Raw genomic sequence first — 16,627 nt, 5'->3', positions numbered from 1 at the left:
CGGCGCGGAGTGGGCCCTGTTCAGCCGCTGTTGGTGCTCCCGCCACCGCCGGCCGAGGCCGTGGATCCCGCGTCGGCCGCCCGTTGCAGCGCCTCCTGCAGCTCCTGCTGGGCCTTGCCGTACGCCGTCCAGTCCTGCTTCTTCAGCGCCGCCTCACCGTCGTCGTACGCCTTCTGGGCGTCCGTGATGGCCTTCTGCAGCTCCTTGTCACCGGTGGCCGGCGGCGGTTTCGTGGTGTCGCCCGGCGGTGGTGGCGTCGTCGTCGGTGGCTCGGTGCCCTCGGCACCGAACACCGCGTTGAGCGCGCCCGTCAGGCTCGTCTCGAAGACCGGCTTGCCGCCGTACGAGGCCGCGACCATCTTCAGCAGCGGGTAGTTGGCGCTGCCGCCGCGTGCGTAGACCGGCTCGATGTACAGGAAGCCGTTGTCGAGCGGGATCGTCAGCAGGTTCCCGTACTCGATGTCCGAGTCGGTGCCTCTCAGGTTCCTGACGAACTCGGCGACCTTGTCGACGCCGTTCAGCTCGCTCTGCACCTGCTGCGGCCCTTGGACGGTCGAGGTCACTCTGAGCACTCTGATCTTGCCGTAGTCCGGACTGGTCGCGTCCGCGTCCACCGCCATGAACGCCCCCAGGTTCGGGCGCCCGTTGGGCGTGAAGGTCGTCGTCAGCGAGAACCGCTGGTCCGTCTGGCCCGGCATCTTCAGACTCAGGTAGTACGGCGGGACCGCGTTCCTGTTGTTGTTCGTCGGGTCGTCCGGCACCTGCCAGGCGTCACTGCCGCTGTAGAACTGCGCCGAGTCGGTCACGTGGTAGCGGGTGAGCAGCTCGCGCTGCACCTTGAACATGTCCTGCGGATAGCGGAGATGGGCCAGCAGGTCCGGCTTGATGTCGGACTTCGGCTTGACCGTGCCGGGGAACGCCTTCATCCAGGTCTTGAGGACCGGGTCCTTGGTGTCCCACTGGTACAGCTTGACCTTGCCGTCGTACGCGTCGACGGTCGCCTTCACCGAGTTGCGGATGTAGTTGACCTGGTTCTGCTGGGCGACGACCGCGCGCTGGTTGTTGGTGAGCGAGTCGGTCGTGGTGTCGCCGAGCGTCGTACGGGACGCGTACGGATAGCCGTTCGTCGTCGTGTAGGCGTCGACGATCCACTGGATCCGGCCGTCGACCACGGCGGGGTAGGCGTCCCCGTCGATGGTCAGCCAGGGCGCGACCGCCTCGACGCGCTCCTTGGGGGTGCGGTTGTACAGGATCCGCGACCCCGTGCCGATGGCGCCCGAGTACAGCATCTGCGGCTCGCTGAAGGCCACGGCGTACGCAGCCCGGTTCAGCGGGTTGGACAGGTTGACCCCGCTCTTGCCCGCGTAACTGGTGGTCTTCTCACCGTTCTTCTCGTAGTCCAGCTCCTTCTGCGGTCCGCCGACGATCGAGTACTGCTCGGTCTTCTCGCCGTAGTAGACCCGCTGCTGGTACGTGCCGAGCTGGCCGGTGGTCGGCAGCCCCGACTCGGTGAAGTCGGGGGCGCCGACGGTGCCTTGGTTCTCGTCCGTGACCGTGCCCGTGCCCTTGGCCGCGATCACACCGAAGCCGTGGGTGTACGTGAAGTGGTCGTTGATCCAGTTCCGCTTCGGGATACCCGTGATGTTCAGCTCGCGCAGACCCACCACCGTGTCCTGCTGCTGGCCCTGCGGGTTCTTGTACCGGTCGACGTCCAGCGTGGCGGGGAACTGGTAGTACTTACGCTCCTGCTGGAGCTGCTGGAAGGCCGGCGAGACCACGTTCGGGTCGACCAGCCGGTAGCTGGCCGCCGAGTCCGCCGCCTTGCGCTGCTCGGCCTTCTTCGCCGGGTCGCCCTTGCCGGAGTAGTCCGTCACGTCCGAGGCGTCGATGCCGTACGCGGTGCGGGTGGCGTCGATGTTCTTCTGGATGTACGGCGCTTCCTTGGCCTGCTCGTTGGGCTGGACCTGGAACTTCTGCACGATCGCCGGGTAGAGGCCGCCGATCAGGATCGCCGAGAGCACCATCAGGCCGAAGCCGATGACCGGAAGCTGCCACGTGCGGCGCCAGAGCGTCGCGAAGAACAGCAGGGCGCAGATGACCGCGATGCAGAACAGGATCGTCTTCGCCGGCAGGTACGCGTTCGCGTCCACGTACCGCAGGCCCGTCCAGTTGCCCGCCGCCTTGAAGTCGCTGGACTTCACGGCGAGGCCGTACCGGTCGAGCCAGTACGCCACGGCCTTCAGCGAGACGAAGAGGCCCAGCAGCACCGACAGATGGCCGGTGGCCGCCGCCGTCGCCCGCGCGCCGGGGCTGGTGACCCGCAGCCCGCCGTACAGGTAGTGCGTCAGCGCGGCGGCGACCAGGCTCAGGATGATGGCGGCGAAGCCGAAGCCGAGCAGGAAGCGGAACCAGGGCAGGTCGAACGCGTAGAACGACACGTCCAGATGGAACTGCGGGTCCTTCTGCCCGAAGGAGACGCCGTTGACCCACATCAGCCACGTGCGCCACTGCCCGGAGGCGGAGGCCCCGGCGATCAGCCCGACCAGGGCGGTGATCGCGAGGAGCACCCACTTCTTGTACGGGGCGATGCTCATCCGGTACCGGTCGAGGTTCTGCTGCTCCATCGACATCGCGCTCAGCGGCGGCCGGAGCCGGTGCGCGAGCCAGATGTTCACGCCCACGGCGGCCGCCATCAGCAGCCCGAAGACCGCGAACAGACCGATCTTGGTCCAGATCGTGGTGGTGAAGACCGACGAGTAATCGACGGAGCGGTACCAGAGCCAGTCGGTCCAGAACCCGGCGAACATGACGAACGCCATGGCCAGTACGGCCAGGACGCCCAACGTCATGAGCAGGGTCCGGACGCGTCTCGACGGCCGGCCCACCCTGATCCGTGGCCCGGTCGGGCCTCCGCCGCGGTCCGGCATCTGGAAAGCCAACGTGCGCACCTCTAAGTTCGCGGTCGTGTCCGCCAGCATCGTTTCTGGCAGGTGTGGAGCGGGCCCCGCGATCGTAGAGCCCACACATGCAACTTACTGAGGCTTTACCTAGTTCCCGCCCCCGGGTCCGAAGGAGGCAGGATATCGGCCATGTCCAACGTTTCCCCCTCCTCAGGCACGCCCATGGCCGCGAGCCCGCTCACCCGCGCGGTGCTCGAAATCGACGAGTACGCGTCGGGTCTCGGCTGGGACCAGCCGGCCCGGCTCTTCGCCCTCGTAGACACCGCGCGGCTGCGCACCGACGAACCCGAACTCGCGGCCCAACTGGGCCTCGACGACGGCGGGGCGACCGCCCCGCTGACCCCCATCGAACAGGACGAGATCCCGGCCGGCACGCCGCTGGACGAGTTCCTCGCCACCATCGCCTGGCCCGCGGCCGTGGCCGGCTGCGCGCTCACGGTCGAGCGGCTGATGCTGCCGCCGTCCGCCGAGGCGTCCGTACCGGAAGGACTCGACGAGGCCGGACTCGTCGACTGGGTCGCCGCGCATCCGGACCGTCAGGAGGTGCGGATGACCGTGGCCGTACTGCGCGACGGCGCACGGGAGTCGGCGCTGCGGCTGCGGGAGAAAGACTCGGCGACCGACGTCCTCACCGGGTCAGGGCTCGTCCCCGGGCTCGCCGAGGCGCTTTCCGCCACCTTCGAGGCGTAACACCCGCAAAACCCGTAACGCCCCTTTTGTTCCAACCGTTTTGTCGCGCTTGTACGGGGCGCGGCCGGTCAACTCGCCGAACAGCTCGGCAGGCCGGCCGTGTTCCCGGCGCGGATCTTGTCGAGGGACGCCTTGGCGTCGGAGATGTTCTTCACCTTGACCAGCGTGAGACCGGACGGGGTGTCGGCAGCCGCCGCGGCGCAGTTCTCGGTGGGCGTGAGGAAGAACCGGGCGCCCGCGTTGCGCGCGCCCACCAGCTTCATCTCGATGCCGCCGATCGGTCCGACGGCGCCCTTGTCGTCGATCGTGCCCGTACCCGCAATGAACTTGCCGCCCGTCAGCGAGCCGGGTGTGAGCTTGTCGACGATGCCGAGCGAGAACATCAGCCCGGCGCTCGGCCCGCCCACGTCGGCGAGCTTGATGTCGATCGGGAACGGGAACGTGTGGTCGGTGCCGGCCGAGATACCCACGACGGCGCGCGGCTTGCCCGTGTCGTCGGACGTGCGGGTGGTGACGGTGACCTTCTGCGTCGTGGCCGGTTCCTTGCCGGCCTTCTTCGCCGCGTCGGCCGCCTTGACCGGGACGATCGTGAAGACGACCTGCTCGCCGGGCTTGTGCCGGGTGACCAGCTTGGCGACGTCGTCGGGCTCGCGCACCGCCGTGCCGTCCACGGCCTTGATGACGTCCCCCGCGTGCAGCCTGCCCTCGGCGGGGCTCTTCTTCAGGACGGTCGAGACGATGGTCCGCGAGGGGACCGGGATCTTCAGCGTCGTCAGGGCGGCGACCTTGGCGCTCTCCTGGGACTGGCTGAACTCCTCGGCGTTCTCCTGCGTCGACTGCTGCTCGGTCTTGCCGTCCGGGTAGAGCGTGTCGTGCGGCACGACCACGTCGTCGTGGGCCAGCCAGCCGTAGACCGCTTCGACGATGTTCATGTTGTAGTCGGCGCCGGTGACCCTGACCGTGGTCATGTTCAGATTGCCGGTCGTCTTGTACGTCTTGTGCCCGGAGATCTGCAGAACCGGTTCGCCGCCGGCGTCACCGAGTGTGTTCACCGTCGGTCCGGGGCTCATCTCCGCGTACGGAACATTGATGAGCACGCCCGCGCAGAGAAGCGCGATGAGGACGAGGGTGGAGGCGAGCATCGTCGCTGTGCGGCGTGGCATGGAACGACAGTACGGTAAAGCGCCGCGAGCGCGGCGTCCGGGCCCGGTGGCCGACAGACCGCCTCAGAGGGCGTCGGGACCTGATTCGGGCGGCTCCATCGCGTCCCGGAACCTGGCGTAGCCGTTCAGCTCGGATATGTCGCCTATGGTGCGGTTCTTGGCGGCCCAGCCGCCCCATATCGCCGCGCCGACAGCGGCGATGAGCGGAATGAGCAACCAGGCAAGTGCGGCCATCTCGATCTCCCGACCCCGTGAGTGTCCTGCATCCGACTGATCAGCAGATGAACCATCTGCAGGGTCAACGCTGCTGGCAGGGATACGGTTACGCAAATCGGCCCACACGCGCACGAGGCGCTACGCGCCCACCCCGGTCGCTAAACCCCCACCCACTCCTCGCTGCCGTCCGAGAACGTCTGGTGCTTCCAGATCGGGACCTCGTGCTTGAGGTCGTCGATGAGCTTGCGGCAGGCCGTGAAGGCCTCCGCGCGGTGCGGGCACGAGACCGCGACGACGACCGCGAGATCCCCCACCGCCAGATCACCCACACGGTGGACGGCGGCCAGCGCGCGTACCGGGAAGTCCGCCACGACCTTCTCGGCGACCCGGCGCATCTCCGCCTCCGCCGAGGGGTGGCTGGAGTAGCCGAGCGCGTCCACGTCGGCGCCGCCGTCGTGGTTGCGTACCGTCCCCACGAAGATCGCCGTGCCGCCCGCCGCCTCGTCCCCGACGGCCCGGAAGACCTCGTCCAGGCTCAGCGGTGTGTCGCGGACGGCCAGCAGCCGGATCGGGTCGTGCGCCGTCTGCTCTCCGGGGTGGTCGTACATGCTTCCCATGGGCCCATTGTGCCTGGCGGGCGGTGCCGGTCCGAAGCGGGACCACGGGCGGGCCCTACAGGCGGCGGCGCGCCTTGCGGGCCCGCCGTACCAGCGCCGCCGTACCGAGCAGCGCGACCGTCGCCCCCGCCGCGCCCGCGGCCGTGGCGTCCTTGCGGCCCAGCCGGCGGCCCGCGACGGTGTGCCGGCCCTCCACCTCCTCCAGGAGCGCGGCGAGCACCTCCTCGTTGGTCCAGCTCGGCCGCCAGCCCGCGTCGTGCAGCCTGCTGACGCTGACCACCCAGGGGTGCATGGTGTAGGCGAGGTCACCGGCCGGCGAGGGCGTGAGCCCGATCCGGTGCAGCCGGGCGGCGGCGCCGAGCGCGACCGCCGACGGCAGCTCCATCCGCCGGATGCCGCTCAGCTCCTCGACCTCCTCCTGCTCCAGCCAGCCGTCGCAGCCGACGGCCAGCTCGCCCTCGACCTTGCCGAGCGCCGCGTACTCCAGCGCGCTGACCAGGTCGTCGACATGGCAGAACTGCCAGGTCGGGCGGGATCCGGTGACCACGAGCAGCCGGGGCGACTCGAAGTAACGGGTCAGGGCCGTGTCCGTACCGCCGACGAGGACGGCGGGGCGTACGACCGTGACATGCAGCCCGGGGTGCGCGCGCGGCGCGCGGCGGCCGAGCCGTTCGATCTCCAGCAGGTCGCCGACCCCGGTGGCCTCGGCCGTCGCGCGCAGTTCGGCGTCCTCGGAGAGCGGGATGTCGTTCTCCGCCAGCGCGCCGTAGACCATGGCGGAGGTGCAGAGCACCACCCGGTGCACCCCGGCGGCCGCTGCCGCCGTCAGGACGGTCTGGGTGCCGCGGACGTTGTAGGCCGTACGGGCGGCGGCGTCGGTCTCCAGATCGAGGTCGAGCGCCAGATGCACCACGACGTCGGCGCCGCGCAGCTTCTCGGCGATGGCCGGGTCGCGGACGTCGAGGATGTGCCACTGCGCCTCGGGGACCTCGCCCCTGCGCTCGTCCATGGCGATGACCTGCTTGATCTCCTGCGACGCCACCAGTCGGCGGACGAGCAGGTCACCGACACCTGTCGCGGCGCCGGTGACCGCGACGACGGGGCCGCGCGACCTGCTCGGGGTTGAGTGGTTTCGCGCTGCGCGAACCTGCGGATCTGGGGAACTCACCGGGCGTCTCCAGCGGTTGTCTTCAGTACGTACGTGAATGACGCGTGCGTACCAGGTGACGTCCATCCTGCCGCAGGCTGTCGGCCTGCGGGGCACCGAGCCCGGAAGCCGCCCGGGTGTCGCCCGCTGTGGACGGTCGGTCTGACGACCAGGTCGTTAGGCTGGGTGGTGTAGTCGGGCAGTCGCCGCCGGCGGTAAGCCGGCGGCCCTACGAGCCGAGGAAACCCGTGAGTGACACCCCATTCGGATTCGGCCTTCCGCCGGAGGAGCCGGAGGACGGCGACGGCAAGAAGAAGGACCCGGCCGGAGGTGGTCAGGGTTCCGGTTCCGGCGGTCAGGGCGGTTCCGGCAACCCCTTCGGGGACTTCGGGTTCGGGCTGCCGGGCGGCGCGGGCGGCGGAGACAATCCGTTCGCCGCGATGTTCGGTTCGCTGAACCCCAACGACCTGGGGGCGGCCTTCCAGCAGCTCGGGCAGATGCTCAGCTTCGAGGGCGGCCCGGTCAACTGGGACATGGCGAAGCAGATCGCCCGCCAGACGGTCTCCCAGGGCACCCCGGACGGCACGAAGGACGCGAGCATCGGCCCTTCGGACCGTGCGGCGGTCGGTGAGGCGGTGCGCCTGGCCGACCTGTGGCTCGACGGAGTGACGTCGCTGCCGTCCGGCGCCAACACGGCCGTGGCGTGGAGCCGCGCCGAGTGGGTGGAGGCGACGCTGCCCGCGTGGCAGCAGCTCGTCGACCCGGTCGCCGAGCGCGTCGGCATGGCCATGGGCGACGTACTGCCCGAGGAGATGCAGAGCGTCGCCGGACCGCTGATCGGCATGATGCGCTCCATGGGCGGCGCGATGTTCGGCCAGCAGATCGGCCAGGCCATCGGCGTGCTCGCGGGCGAGGTGGTCGGCTCGACCGACATCGGCCTGCCGCTCGGCCCGGCCGGCAAGGCGGCGCTGCTCCCGCTCAACATCGAGGCGTTCGGCAAGGACCTCGGCGTCCCCAAGGACGAGGTGCGGCTGTATCTGGCCCTGCGCGAGGCCGCCCACCAGCGGCTCTTCACGCATGTGCCGTGGCTGCGCGCGCACATCTTCGGCACGGTCGAGGGCTACGCCCGCGGGATCAAGGTCGACACGAGCAAGCTGGAAGACATCGTCGGCCAGTTCGACCCGCAGAACCCGGAGGAGCTGCAGGAAGCGCTCCAGCAGGGCATGTTCCAGCCGGAGGACACCCCGGAGCAGAAGGCGGCGCTGGCCCGGCTGGAGACGGCCCTGGCGCTGGTCGAGGGCTGGGTGGACGCGGTGGTCCACGAGGCGGCGAAGTCGCGTCTGACGGCCGCTGACGCGCTGCGCGAGACGCTGCGCAGGCGCCGCGCCACCGGCGGTCCCGCCGAGCAGACCTTCGCGACGCTCATCGGCCTCAAGCTGCGGCCGCGCCGGCTGCGGGACGCCTCGCGGCTGTGGGCCTCGCTCACGGACGCGCGCGGGGTCGACGGCAGGGACGCCCTGTGGGAGCACCCGGACAATCTGCCGACCGCTTCCGACCTGGACGACCCGGACGGCTTCGTCCACCACGAGCAGCTCGACTTCTCGGAGCTGGACAAGATGCTCGGCGACGCGGCGGACGGCAAGCCCGACCTGCGGAAGCACGACGGGCCGGACGGGAACAAGGCCGACGGCGCTTCGGACGGGGACGACAGCGAGGGCGACAGCGACAAGTGAGCCTGCACGACGACGCCGTCCGCGTACTGAACGGGTACGGGGACCAGGAAGAGCTGCGCCTGAGCTACCTCGGTCATCTGGCCGAGCATCCGGACGGGATGTGGAAGCGCTGTACGGCCGGGCATCTCACGGCGAGCGCGCTGGTGATCGATCCGTCCCGGCAGCGCGTGCTGCTGACGCTGCACAGGAAGCTCGGCATGTGGCTGCAGATGGGCGGCCACTGCGAGCCGCAGGACGGCGGCCTTGCGGACGCCGCGCTGCGGGAGGCGACGGAGGAGTCCGGCATCCCCGGTCTGACGCTGCTGCCGGGCGGTCCTGTGCGGTTGGACCGGCATCGCATCCCGGCGCCCTGCCACTGGCATTTCGACGTCCAGTACGCGGCGCTCGCCCCGCCGGATGCGGTGGAGCGGATCAGCGAGGAGTCGCTGGACCTGCGCTGGTTCGACTACGCGCGCGCCGCCGAGGTGGCCGACGGCTCGGTCGCGCGGCTGCTGGAGCGTACCCGTACAGCGCTGGAAGGGGCCGGACCGCGTGCGGACCGGCCCCTTGCCTGACGGGCTCAGCTCCAGGCGTTGTTCTGGTTCTGCGCGTGCGAGCCGTGCTGGCCCGCGCCGAACTGCGCGGCGAGGCCCTGCCCGATCGCCGCGTTCTGCGGCGGCATCACCTCGCTGGGCTGGACGAGCGCGAAGCCCTGGCCGAGGAAGCTCAGCTCCCAGCCCTCGCCGGTGTTGCCGCGCCGCCTGAAGACGCCCGACGAGTGCGTCTGCGACTGCATCTGCACCCGCAGCGACGTCGACCAGGCGACGACGGCGTCCGCGTCGGCGTTGACGTACTTGTCCGGCGTGACCTGCATCATCAGCGGCTGGCCCGAGGTCATCAGCGCGACCTTGCCCCGGCCCGAGATGTTGAGCTGGTACTTGCCGGTGCCCGAGACGCCGTACTGGCTGTCGACGGCGATGACCTCGGTGTGCAGCGCGGAGTCGAGCGCCAGGACATAGGCGCTGTCGACCGTGATGCCGTCCTGGTCGACGTCCACGACATGGATGTACTGGGCGAGGTTGGCCAGATAGACCGTGCCCTGCCCGGAGCAGCGCATCAGGTCGAGGCCCTCGCCGGTGCGGGCGCGGGCGCGCCGCTGGCTGCCGGACTGGTACTCGCCGTCGAAGTCCATCAGCCCCTGGTAGGCGACCATGGCGCCCTTGCGGGCCAGCACGTCGTCCTGGCCGGTGAGGGCGACCCGCAGGAGCTGCGGGTTCTGGATGGTGTAGCGGTCCTGGGACTGCTGTTCGGTGAGTGCGAAAAGCGGACTCTGCATGATTGTCTGGCTCCCCTCAGCCCCGGACCCGCAGGCGGTCGGTACTGTCCTCGCTCGGCTGGACGACGACGATGCCCTGCCCCGAGAAGGCCATCTGGAAGGCCTCGCCGCTGCCGCGCCCGATCAGCGCCGACGCCTTGAGGCTGCGCTTGCCCTTGACCTTGAGGTTCGGGGACCAGGCGACGAGCGCGTCCGGGTCGACGTACGTCTCGTCCTCACCGCGGCCGCAGTCCACGACCATCGGGGTGCCGCGCGAGGTCAGGGCGACCCAGCCGGTCCCGGAGATCTGCACGTTCCACAGGCCCTGGCCCGCGAACTTCGCCAGGCCCTTGACCCGTTCGACGCCCCATTGGAGATGCGCGTCGAAGGCCAGCACATTGGTGCCGTTGACCGAGATCGCGTCGTTGTTGAGGTTGATGACGACGACGTTCGCGCCGTAGTCGGCGAGATAGAGCAGCCCGTCACCCGAGCACTTCATGATGGGCGTGGCCTCGCCGGTGACCCACTGGGAGGCGATCTGGCGCACGGCCGGCGGGTTGGGCTCGTACTGGATGAAGCCCTCGTACGCGACCATCGAGCCGGTGCGCGCGAACAGGTCCTGCCCGGTGGCCATGGCGACCTTGAGCATGGCGCTGCCGTGGTTCTCCATCCGGGCCGCGATGGGCGTGGGCGCGAAGCCCGCGAGTTGCTGGTTCATTCTTCGGGCTCCCTCAGACCTCGTACGGCTGGACGACGATGAAGTTGCCGGGGGCTCCCCGGAACTGCAGGTTGACGGTCTCTCCGCTGTGTCCCGGGTAGGCGTTCCTGCGCAGCCTGACCTGGCTGGAGAGGATCACCTGGGACGCCGCCGACCAGGCGACGACCGCGTTGCAGTCGGCGAAGGTGGTGGGCGTGACCGGCAGCACCACGGGCGTGCCGTGCGTCTTGACGACCACGGTCCCGGTGCCCTGGAAGAGCATGGTGAACAGGGCCCCGCCGGGGATGCCGTGGCCCTCGATGCGGCGGACCTCGTACTGGAGCGACTCGTCGAAGGCGAGCACGTTCTCGGCCGATACGCAGATCCCGTCGCCCTGAAGCTCCACGGGGTGCAGATGCGCGCTCTCCTCGGCGAGGAAGACCTGGCCCCGGCCGGTGCAGCGCATCAACTGCATCTCCTGGCCCGTGGCGTTGCCGACGATCCGGCCGGCGAAGCCCGCGCCCTTGTAGCCGAAGTCGACCTTGCCCTGGTACATGACCATGCTGCCCTGGCGGGCGAGGACGGGCGAGCCGCCCATGGACAGGTCGACCCGCATCAGATGGCCGTTCTGCGAGGTCCAGCGCTGGCCCGTGGGCAGTTCCTTGTACGGCTGGAGGGCCGCCTGGAGACCGGCGCCACCGGGCGGCGCGCCCTGCGGGACGACCCCCTGCGGAGCGCCGCCGGGCGGCTGCCCGAAGGGATTCGGGGCCGGCTGGCCGAAGGGCGCCGGCGCCTGGCCGGGGACCTGGCCGAACTGCGGCTGCTGGGGCGGCTGCTGGCCGTACGGGGCCGGCGCGGGCGGCTGGCCGTACGGGGCGGGCGCGCCCGGTGGGGCGAGCGGCGCCGCTATCGTCGGCGCGTGGTGGATGGGCGGCGCCTGGGCGGGTGCCGGGGCAGCGGCCGGTGCCTGCGGCGCGCCGAACGACGGCGCGGGAGCGGGCGGTTGCGGTGCGGCGGGAGCGGCGGGTGCGCCGAACGCCGGGGCGGGCGCACCGCCGGGCGGCGGGGCGAAGCCCGGAGCCTGCCCGCCGGCCTGCGGCGGTGCGGGCTGCTCCTCGGCGACCTCGCCGCCGAAGTTCTTGAGCAGGGCGTCGAGCCCGCCGTCGAAGCCCTGGCCGACCGCGGCGAACCGCCAGACGTCCTTCAGGTAGAAGTCGCCCAGCATCACGGCGCGTTCGGTGCTGAACTCGGCGCCGGTGAAGGAGTAGCGGACGACTTCCTCACCACCGGCGACGACGCGCAGATAGCCCGGGGCGACCTGGGACATCTGCCCGCCGCCGTCGATCGTGGCGGTGAACGAGAGCCGCTGGATGTTCGCCGGGATACGGTCCAGCGTCACACGGAACGATTCGGTGTCACCGGCCTGCGCGCCGAGGAGCGAGATGGACTCCTCCGGCGACTTGGGCTGGTTGAAGAAGATGAAGTAACGGTCGTCCGACAGCTTTTCGTCGGCGTCGAGGCCGAAGCAACTGATGTCGAAGGTCAGCCCGGGACCCGAGATCTGCACACCTACGTACAGATCCGTCCCTGGCGTGAGGTCACTGATCTTGGCCTTGTGGCCGCGTTGGAATTCCCTGGCCATGCGTAACGACCGTCCCCCATCCCGAATGCGAATACGTCGCGTCAGGCTAACGGCTCGATCGGACATTGAAGCAAGCCGGTACACATTCGGTACAGGATCGACGAATCAGGTCGCGGGCAGGTGCGGCAACCGGTCGGCGGCCACGACGCCTTCGAGATAGCCGCGGGCCCGCTCGGTGCGGGGGTAGGCGTCGAGCAGCCGCCAGAAGCGCGGGCCGTGGCCCGGCACCAGCAGATGGGCCAGCTCGTGGACGAGGACATAGTCCACGACGTACTCCGGCATGCCCTGGAGCCGGTGCGAGAGGCGGATGCTGCCTTCGGCGGGGGTGCAGGAGCCCCAGCGGGTGTTCTGGTTGGTCACCCAGCGCACCGAGTCGGGCCGGGCCTTGCCGTCGAAGTACTGGGCGGAAAGCCGCTCGGCGCGCTCGGTCAGCTCGGTGTCGCCGAGCATGCGCTTGCTCTCCTGCGCCGCGAGCTTGTCGAGCATCACCGTCACCCAGCGCCGCTCCTCGGCCTCCGACATCCGGGCGGGGATCAGCACGATGGTCCGGTCGCCCTCGCGGTACGCCGAGACGGTCCTGCTGCGGCGGGTGCTCCTGCGCACCTCGACAGCGCTCGTCGCCGATCCGCGCTGCTGGCGGTTTTTCACGCTGCGCTGTTGGTTTCCCGCGCTGTGCGGCGGGGTCTCCCCCGCGAGGCGAGGGGAAGGATCGGCGGACACGCCACGACGTTACCCGCTGTGTGTACGGGAAGTCCCGTCCACGGGACGGTTCAGCCTTGATCAATCCGGCGCCTGCGCCATTTGAACGACTAATTCCCCACCCTGTGGATAACTTTTCACGCTGTTTTCCTGGACGCCGCATGCTGGAGACCGGGACGTAAGGACGGATTGATCAACGGGGAGGCCGATATGCGTCCGATGGTGAAGCCCGCGTTGCGGCGGGCCTGGCGGGAGCGGCAGACGGTGCAGTTCGGGGTGACGCCCGCGCACGCGGTGCTCGTCGGTCCTGTCGACACGGCGACGGGCAGCTTTCTCGAGCTGCTGGACGGGACGCGCGATCTGCCGGTGCTGCGGGAGCAGGGCCGCGCGATGGGGTTGCCGGACGGACAGCCGGATGCGCTGGTCGAGCGGCTGACGGCGGCGGGGCTGCTGGACGATCCCGGGGCGGCGGCCGACGCGGTCGGATCGTTACGGGACGCGGAAGCGCTGGACCGGCTGCGCCCGGAGCTGGCGTCGCTGTCCGTGGTGCACCGGGAGCCGGGGGCCGCGGCCCGGCGGCTGGCGGCGCGCCGGGCCGTGCGGGTCCAGGTGCGGGGCGCCGGCCGGGTCGGGGCGGCCGTCGCCGCGCTGCTGTCCGCCGCCGGGGTCGGCCGGGTCGATGTGCTGGACGGCGGCTGCGTCCAGGAGTGGGACGTGGCACCCGGCGGTCCGCCCGCCCGGTCCGTCGGCGAGCGCAGGGACGCGGCGGCCCGCCGGCTCGTCCGGCGCTCGGCGCCGGGGCGTACGGGCGGGGAGCAGGGCCGTACGGGACAGCGGCAGGCCGCCGAGCCCCCGCTCTCGCTGGTGGTCGTCGCTCCGCGTGACGGGCTCGCGGCGTACGCGCCTGATCCGGCCGCCGCCGGGTCCTGGATCGGCACGGGCACTCCGCATCTCTACGCGGGAGTGATCGAAGCCACAGGTCTGGTCGGACCGCTGGTGCTGCCGGGCGGCACGGCCTGCGCGGGATGTCTGGCGCTGGAGCGGGCCGACGGCGATCCCGGCTGGCCGCGGATGCTGGCACAGTGGAGGTCGGGGCGCAGAGCCGTCCCCGTACCCGCCTGTGATCTGGGCCTTGCCACGGCGGTCGCGGGACTGGCGGCCGCGCACGCGCTGTCGTTCCTCGACGGGGAACTGCCCGCGAGCACCGGAGCACGCTGGGAGGTGTCGATGCCGCTGCTGGACTGGCGCGCGGAGCGGCTCACCCCGCATCGGGACTGCTCCTGCGGGGCCGCAGGCAGAACAGAGGGGGAGCGAGTCGTCGGGACGGGCCCGCCGCACGACACAATGGTCGGGTAACCGCAGCACGCTCCATGGCCGCCGGACAGACCCTAGGAGGGGCTTCATGTCTGATCTTCCCCGGAAGGCGGTCACCCGCACCGCGAAGCTGGCCACGCTACCGATCGGGTTCGCCGGCAGAGCCACCTGGGGGCTCGGCAGGCGGATCGGCGGCAAGTCGGCGGAGATCGTCAGCCGCGAACTGCAGCAGCGCACCGCCGACCAGCTCTTCAAGGTGCTCGGCGAACTCAAGGGCGGGGCGATGAAGTTCGGCCAGGCCCTGTCCGTCTTCGAGTCGGCGCTGCCGGAGGAGGTCGCGGGTCCCTACCGGGCCGCGCTCACCAAGCTCCAGGAAGCCGCGCCGCCGATGCCGACCCGCACGGTGCACGCGGTGCTGACGGAGCGGCTCGGAGAGGACTGGCGCGAGCTGTTCCTGGAGTTCGAGGACAAGCCGTCGGCCGCAGCCTCGATCGGCCAGGTGCACCGGGCCGTGTGGCACGACGGGCGCGAGGTCGCGGTCAAGGTGCAGTATCCGGGGGCGGGCGAGGCGCTGCTGTCGGATCTGGCGCAGCTCAGCCGGTTCGCCCGGCTGCTGGGGCCGCTGATCCCGGGCATGGACATCAAACCGCTGATCACGGAGTTGCGGGACCGGGTCGCCGAGGAGCTGGACTACGGCTTGGAGGCGCAGGCCCAGCAGGAGCATGCCGAGGAGTTCACCGACGATCCCGACGTGGTCATCCCCGAGGTGGTGCACCAGAGCGAGCAGGTGCTGGTCACGGAGTGGATCGACGGCTGGCCGCTGGCCGACATCATCACGGACGGCACCACCGAACAGCGGGACCGGGCGGGCCAGTTGCTGGCGAGATTCCTCTTCTCGGGCCCGGCGCGCACCGGACTGCTGCACGCGGATCCGCACCCGGGGAACTTCCGGCTGCTGCCGCCCGTCGGCGCCGAGGAAGACGACGCGGACTCCCTGGAGGAGCGGATCGGCGAGTTCCGGCTGGGCGTGCTCGACTTCGGCACGGTCGACCGGCTGCCCGGCGGGCTGCCGGACACCATCGGGGAGGCGCTGCGTACGACACTTGAGGGGGACGCCGAGGGGGTGTACGACCTGCTGCGGGAAGAGGGCTTCGTCAGGGAGACCATCGACCTCGACCCGGACGCGGTGCTGGACTATCTGCTGCCGATCATCGAACCGGCCGCCGTGGAGGAGTTCACCTTCACGCGCACGTGGATGCGTACGCAGGCGGCGCGGATCGCCGATCCCCGCTCCCCCGCCCACCAGTTGGGGCGGCAGCTCAATCTGCCGCCGGCGTATCTGCTGATCCACCGCGTCACGCTGAGCACGATCGGGGTGCTCTGCCAGCTCAACGCGACGGTGCGGCTGCGCGCCGAGCTGGAGGACTGGCTGCCCGGCTTCCTGCCGGAGTCGGAGTACGGGGACGAGGCCGAGCCCGAGGGCGAAGGCGGTACCAAGGGCGAAGGCGAGCCTGCGGGCTGAACGCGCCGCGGGGGCCGGTCCCTTCAAGGACCGGCCCCCGCGTCTTCAGTTCGATCCGCGCTCAGCGGCTACCGCACGGCGGCGGTCACTGCATGACGGCGATGGCCAGCGCGCGGCGGGCGCGCATCGACGCGCGCTCGGCGCGTCTCTGCATACGCCGGGCGGCGACCAGGCGCGATGCCTGGCGCTCCGCCGCGGCATCCCGCATTCGTTCGTCCATATGCGCACGGGCAAGGGCTTCTGGAATGAGTTGCATCTCGCGGGTCCTGTTCTGGCGCGAGTCATTCGCGCCCAGCGTGGTGACGACTGGTGTGGCGGAGCCGGACGGCTCTCGGGTGGAAGGGGTCATCGGATCCTGTTTCTGGGGATCGTGAGTGAAGGGGCGGTCGATGGTTCCGGTCGCGTTCATGCCGAGACCGGGTTCTTGCGCGGACGGCCGCGGGGCCGCTTGCGGGCAACGACCACGCCCTGGACGAAGAGCTCGCCGCCCCAGACGCCCCAGGGCTCGCGCCGCTCCTTCGCCCCGGCGAGGCAGGCCTCGACCAGCGGGCAGGTGCGGCAGAGCGACTTGGCGTACTCGACGTCGGCCGGGGACTCGGCGAAGAAGACCTCCGGGTCGTAGGCACGGCAGGGAACGGGCACACCGAGGCTGTCGATGGCGTCGTCGAGCGCGGTGAGGGTGGTGAGCGGGGTCAAGGTGGAGTCCTCCGTGAGACCGGGCGGGGGGTTTGTTCCGGAAGGCGGTACGGACGGGGCGTGCGCTTCGAGTTGCACGGGTTGTTCTTCCTCGTCTGGTCGGTCCGGCCTGTTGGCCGGGTTGCGGCTTGGTACCTGGTGCTTCTTGTCCCCGAGGCCCCTTCGCGCTGTCCGTCCCGTTCAGGGACAAACAAAAGGGCCGCGGATCCCGGGTGGGGTTCCGCGGCCCTGAAGGCG

16 protein-coding genes are annotated in these 16,627 nt (G+C 70.5%); 5 read left to right on the top strand and 11 right to left on the bottom strand.

Features of this window, described 5'->3' with window-relative positions; translation table 11 throughout:
- Positions 1-20 precede the first annotated feature (20 nt).
- Positions 21-2,927, bottom strand: coding sequence for a UPF0182 family membrane protein (locus ACZ63I_RS23420; RefSeq protein ID WP_469341121.1), 2,907 nt, complete (start codon positions 2,925-2,927; stop codon positions 21-23).
- Between the two features lie 162 nt (positions 2,928-3,089).
- On the opposite strand from ACZ63I_RS23420, the gene ACZ63I_RS23415 reads away from it, so the two are divergent.
- Positions 3,090-3,650 (top strand): PPA1309 family protein, encoded by a 561-nt coding sequence (locus tag ACZ63I_RS23415; RefSeq protein ID WP_469340940.1) that lies wholly within the window; start codon positions 3,090-3,092, stop codon positions 3,648-3,650.
- Positions 3,651-3,718: 68 nt separating this feature from the next.
- Here the strand turns inward: ACZ63I_RS23415 and ACZ63I_RS23410 are convergent, their stop codons facing one another.
- The 4 genes from ACZ63I_RS23410 to ACZ63I_RS23395 all read right to left on the bottom strand — a co-directional run bounded on the left by ACZ63I_RS23410 (position 3,719) and on the right by ACZ63I_RS23395 (position 6,814).
- Positions 3,719-4,813 carry a YlbL family protein gene (locus ACZ63I_RS23410; RefSeq protein WP_469340939.1) on the bottom strand — a complete coding sequence of 365 codons (1,095 nt, stop codon included), beginning with the start codon at positions 4,811-4,813 and terminating at the stop codon, positions 3,719-3,721.
- A 63-nt stretch (positions 4,814-4,876) separates the two neighbouring features.
- Entirely contained in the window at positions 4,877-5,047 is a 171-nt protein-coding gene (locus ACZ63I_RS23405; RefSeq protein WP_469340938.1) for a hypothetical protein, read from the bottom strand.
- Between the two features lie 140 nt (positions 5,048-5,187).
- Entirely contained in the window at positions 5,188-5,646 is a 459-nt protein-coding gene (locus tag ACZ63I_RS23400) for a molybdenum cofactor biosynthesis protein MoaE (RefSeq protein WP_469340937.1), read from the bottom strand.
- A 55-nt stretch (positions 5,647-5,701) separates the two neighbouring features.
- Positions 5,702-6,814 carry an SDR family oxidoreductase gene (locus ACZ63I_RS23395; RefSeq protein ID WP_469340936.1) on the bottom strand — a complete coding sequence of 371 codons (1,113 nt, stop codon included), beginning with the start codon at positions 6,812-6,814 and terminating at the stop codon, positions 5,702-5,704.
- Between the two features lie 227 nt (positions 6,815-7,041).
- Here ACZ63I_RS23395 and ACZ63I_RS23390 point away from each other — a divergent pair, with 227 nt between their 5' ends.
- On the top strand, positions 7,042-8,526 hold the full coding sequence (locus ACZ63I_RS23390; protein ID WP_469340935.1) for a zinc-dependent metalloprotease: 1,485 nt from the start codon (positions 7,042-7,044) through the stop codon (positions 8,524-8,526).
- Positions 8,523-9,080, top strand: a complete 558-nt coding sequence (locus ACZ63I_RS23385) for an NUDIX hydrolase (RefSeq protein WP_469340934.1) — start codon at positions 8,523-8,525, stop codon at positions 9,078-9,080. The genes ACZ63I_RS23390 and ACZ63I_RS23385 overlap by 4 nt, the downstream gene beginning before the upstream one ends.
- Before the next feature lie 5 nt (positions 9,081-9,085).
- On the opposite strand, the gene ACZ63I_RS23380 is transcribed toward ACZ63I_RS23385, so the two are convergent.
- The 4 genes from ACZ63I_RS23380 to ACZ63I_RS23365 all read right to left on the bottom strand — a co-directional run bounded on the left by ACZ63I_RS23380 (position 9,086) and on the right by ACZ63I_RS23365 (position 12,879).
- Positions 9,086-9,841, bottom strand: coding sequence for an AIM24 family protein (locus ACZ63I_RS23380; RefSeq protein WP_469340933.1), 756 nt, complete (start codon positions 9,839-9,841; stop codon positions 9,086-9,088).
- Between the two features lie 16 nt (positions 9,842-9,857).
- Positions 9,858-10,538: an AIM24 family protein gene (locus ACZ63I_RS23375; RefSeq protein ID WP_328583458.1), complete on the bottom strand. Its 681-nt coding sequence runs from the start codon at positions 10,536-10,538 to the stop codon at positions 9,858-9,860.
- Between the two features lie 13 nt (positions 10,539-10,551).
- A complete protein-coding gene (locus tag ACZ63I_RS23370; protein ID WP_469340932.1) occupies positions 10,552-12,159 on the bottom strand; it encodes a TerD family protein in 1,608 nt (535 codons plus the stop codon).
- A 105-nt stretch (positions 12,160-12,264) separates the two neighbouring features.
- Positions 12,265-12,879, bottom strand: a complete 615-nt coding sequence (locus ACZ63I_RS23365; protein ID WP_469340931.1) for a M48 metallopeptidase family protein — start codon at positions 12,877-12,879, stop codon at positions 12,265-12,267.
- A gap of 189 nt (positions 12,880-13,068) precedes the next feature.
- On the opposite strand from ACZ63I_RS23365, the gene ACZ63I_RS23360 reads away from it, so the two are divergent.
- Together ACZ63I_RS23360 and ACZ63I_RS23355 are read left to right on the top strand one after the other, a co-directional pair.
- Complete coding sequence (locus tag ACZ63I_RS23360) at positions 13,069-14,214, top strand: ThiF family adenylyltransferase (protein ID WP_469340930.1); 1,146 nt, start codon at positions 13,069-13,071, stop codon at positions 14,212-14,214.
- 46 nt (positions 14,215-14,260) lie between these two features.
- Positions 14,261-15,694, top strand: coding sequence for an ABC1 kinase family protein (locus ACZ63I_RS23355; protein WP_469340929.1), 1,434 nt, complete (start codon positions 14,261-14,263; stop codon positions 15,692-15,694).
- Positions 15,695-15,779: 85 nt separating this feature from the next.
- Here ACZ63I_RS23355 and ACZ63I_RS23350 read toward each other — a convergent pair whose 3' ends face one another.
- Positions 15,780-16,103 (bottom strand): hypothetical protein, encoded by a 324-nt coding sequence (locus ACZ63I_RS23350; protein WP_469340928.1) that lies wholly within the window; start codon positions 16,101-16,103, stop codon positions 15,780-15,782.
- Complete coding sequence (locus ACZ63I_RS23345) at positions 16,100-16,468, bottom strand: WhiB family transcriptional regulator (RefSeq protein ID WP_469340927.1); 369 nt, start codon at positions 16,466-16,468, stop codon at positions 16,100-16,102. Before ACZ63I_RS23345 ends, ACZ63I_RS23350 begins: the two co-directional genes overlap by 4 nt.
- Between the last annotated feature and the right edge of the window lie 159 nt (positions 16,469-16,627).

This window comes from Streptomyces sp. NPDC087906, from assembly GCF_055584925.1.
The sequence above is the reverse complement of the archived record's forward strand: the minus strand, read 5'-3'. Positions and strand labels throughout refer to the sequence as shown.

Coding starts and splice junctions, on each gene's coding strand:
- ACZ63I_RS23420 (WP_469341121.1), bottom strand. CDS start 2,927: ATGCCGGACCGCGGCGGAGGCCCGACCGGGCCACGGATCAGGGTGGGC.
- ACZ63I_RS23415 (WP_469340940.1), top strand. CDS start 3,090: ATGTCCAACGTTTCCCCCTCCTCAGGCACGCCCATGGCCGCGAGCCCG.
- ACZ63I_RS23410 (WP_469340939.1), bottom strand. CDS start 4,813: ATGCCACGCCGCACAGCGACGATGCTCGCCTCCACCCTCGTCCTCATC.
- ACZ63I_RS23405 (WP_469340938.1), bottom strand. CDS start 5,047: ATGGCCGCACTTGCCTGGTTGCTCATTCCGCTCATCGCCGCTGTCGGC.
- ACZ63I_RS23400 (WP_469340937.1), bottom strand. CDS start 5,646: ATGGGAAGCATGTACGACCACCCCGGAGAGCAGACGGCGCACGACCCG.
- ACZ63I_RS23380 (WP_469340933.1), bottom strand. CDS start 9,841: ATGCAGAGTCCGCTTTTCGCACTCACCGAACAGCAGTCCCAGGACCGC.
- ACZ63I_RS23375 (WP_328583458.1), bottom strand. CDS start 10,538: ATGAACCAGCAACTCGCGGGCTTCGCGCCCACGCCCATCGCGGCCCGG.
- ACZ63I_RS23370 (WP_469340932.1), bottom strand. CDS start 12,159: ATGGCCAGGGAATTCCAACGCGGCCACAAGGCCAAGATCAGTGACCTC.
- ACZ63I_RS23360 (WP_469340930.1), top strand. CDS start 13,069: ATGCGTCCGATGGTGAAGCCCGCGTTGCGGCGGGCCTGGCGGGAGCGG.
- ACZ63I_RS23355 (WP_469340929.1), top strand. CDS start 14,261: ATGTCTGATCTTCCCCGGAAGGCGGTCACCCGCACCGCGAAGCTGGCC.
- ACZ63I_RS23350 (WP_469340928.1), bottom strand. CDS start 16,103: ATGAACGCGACCGGAACCATCGACCGCCCCTTCACTCACGATCCCCAG.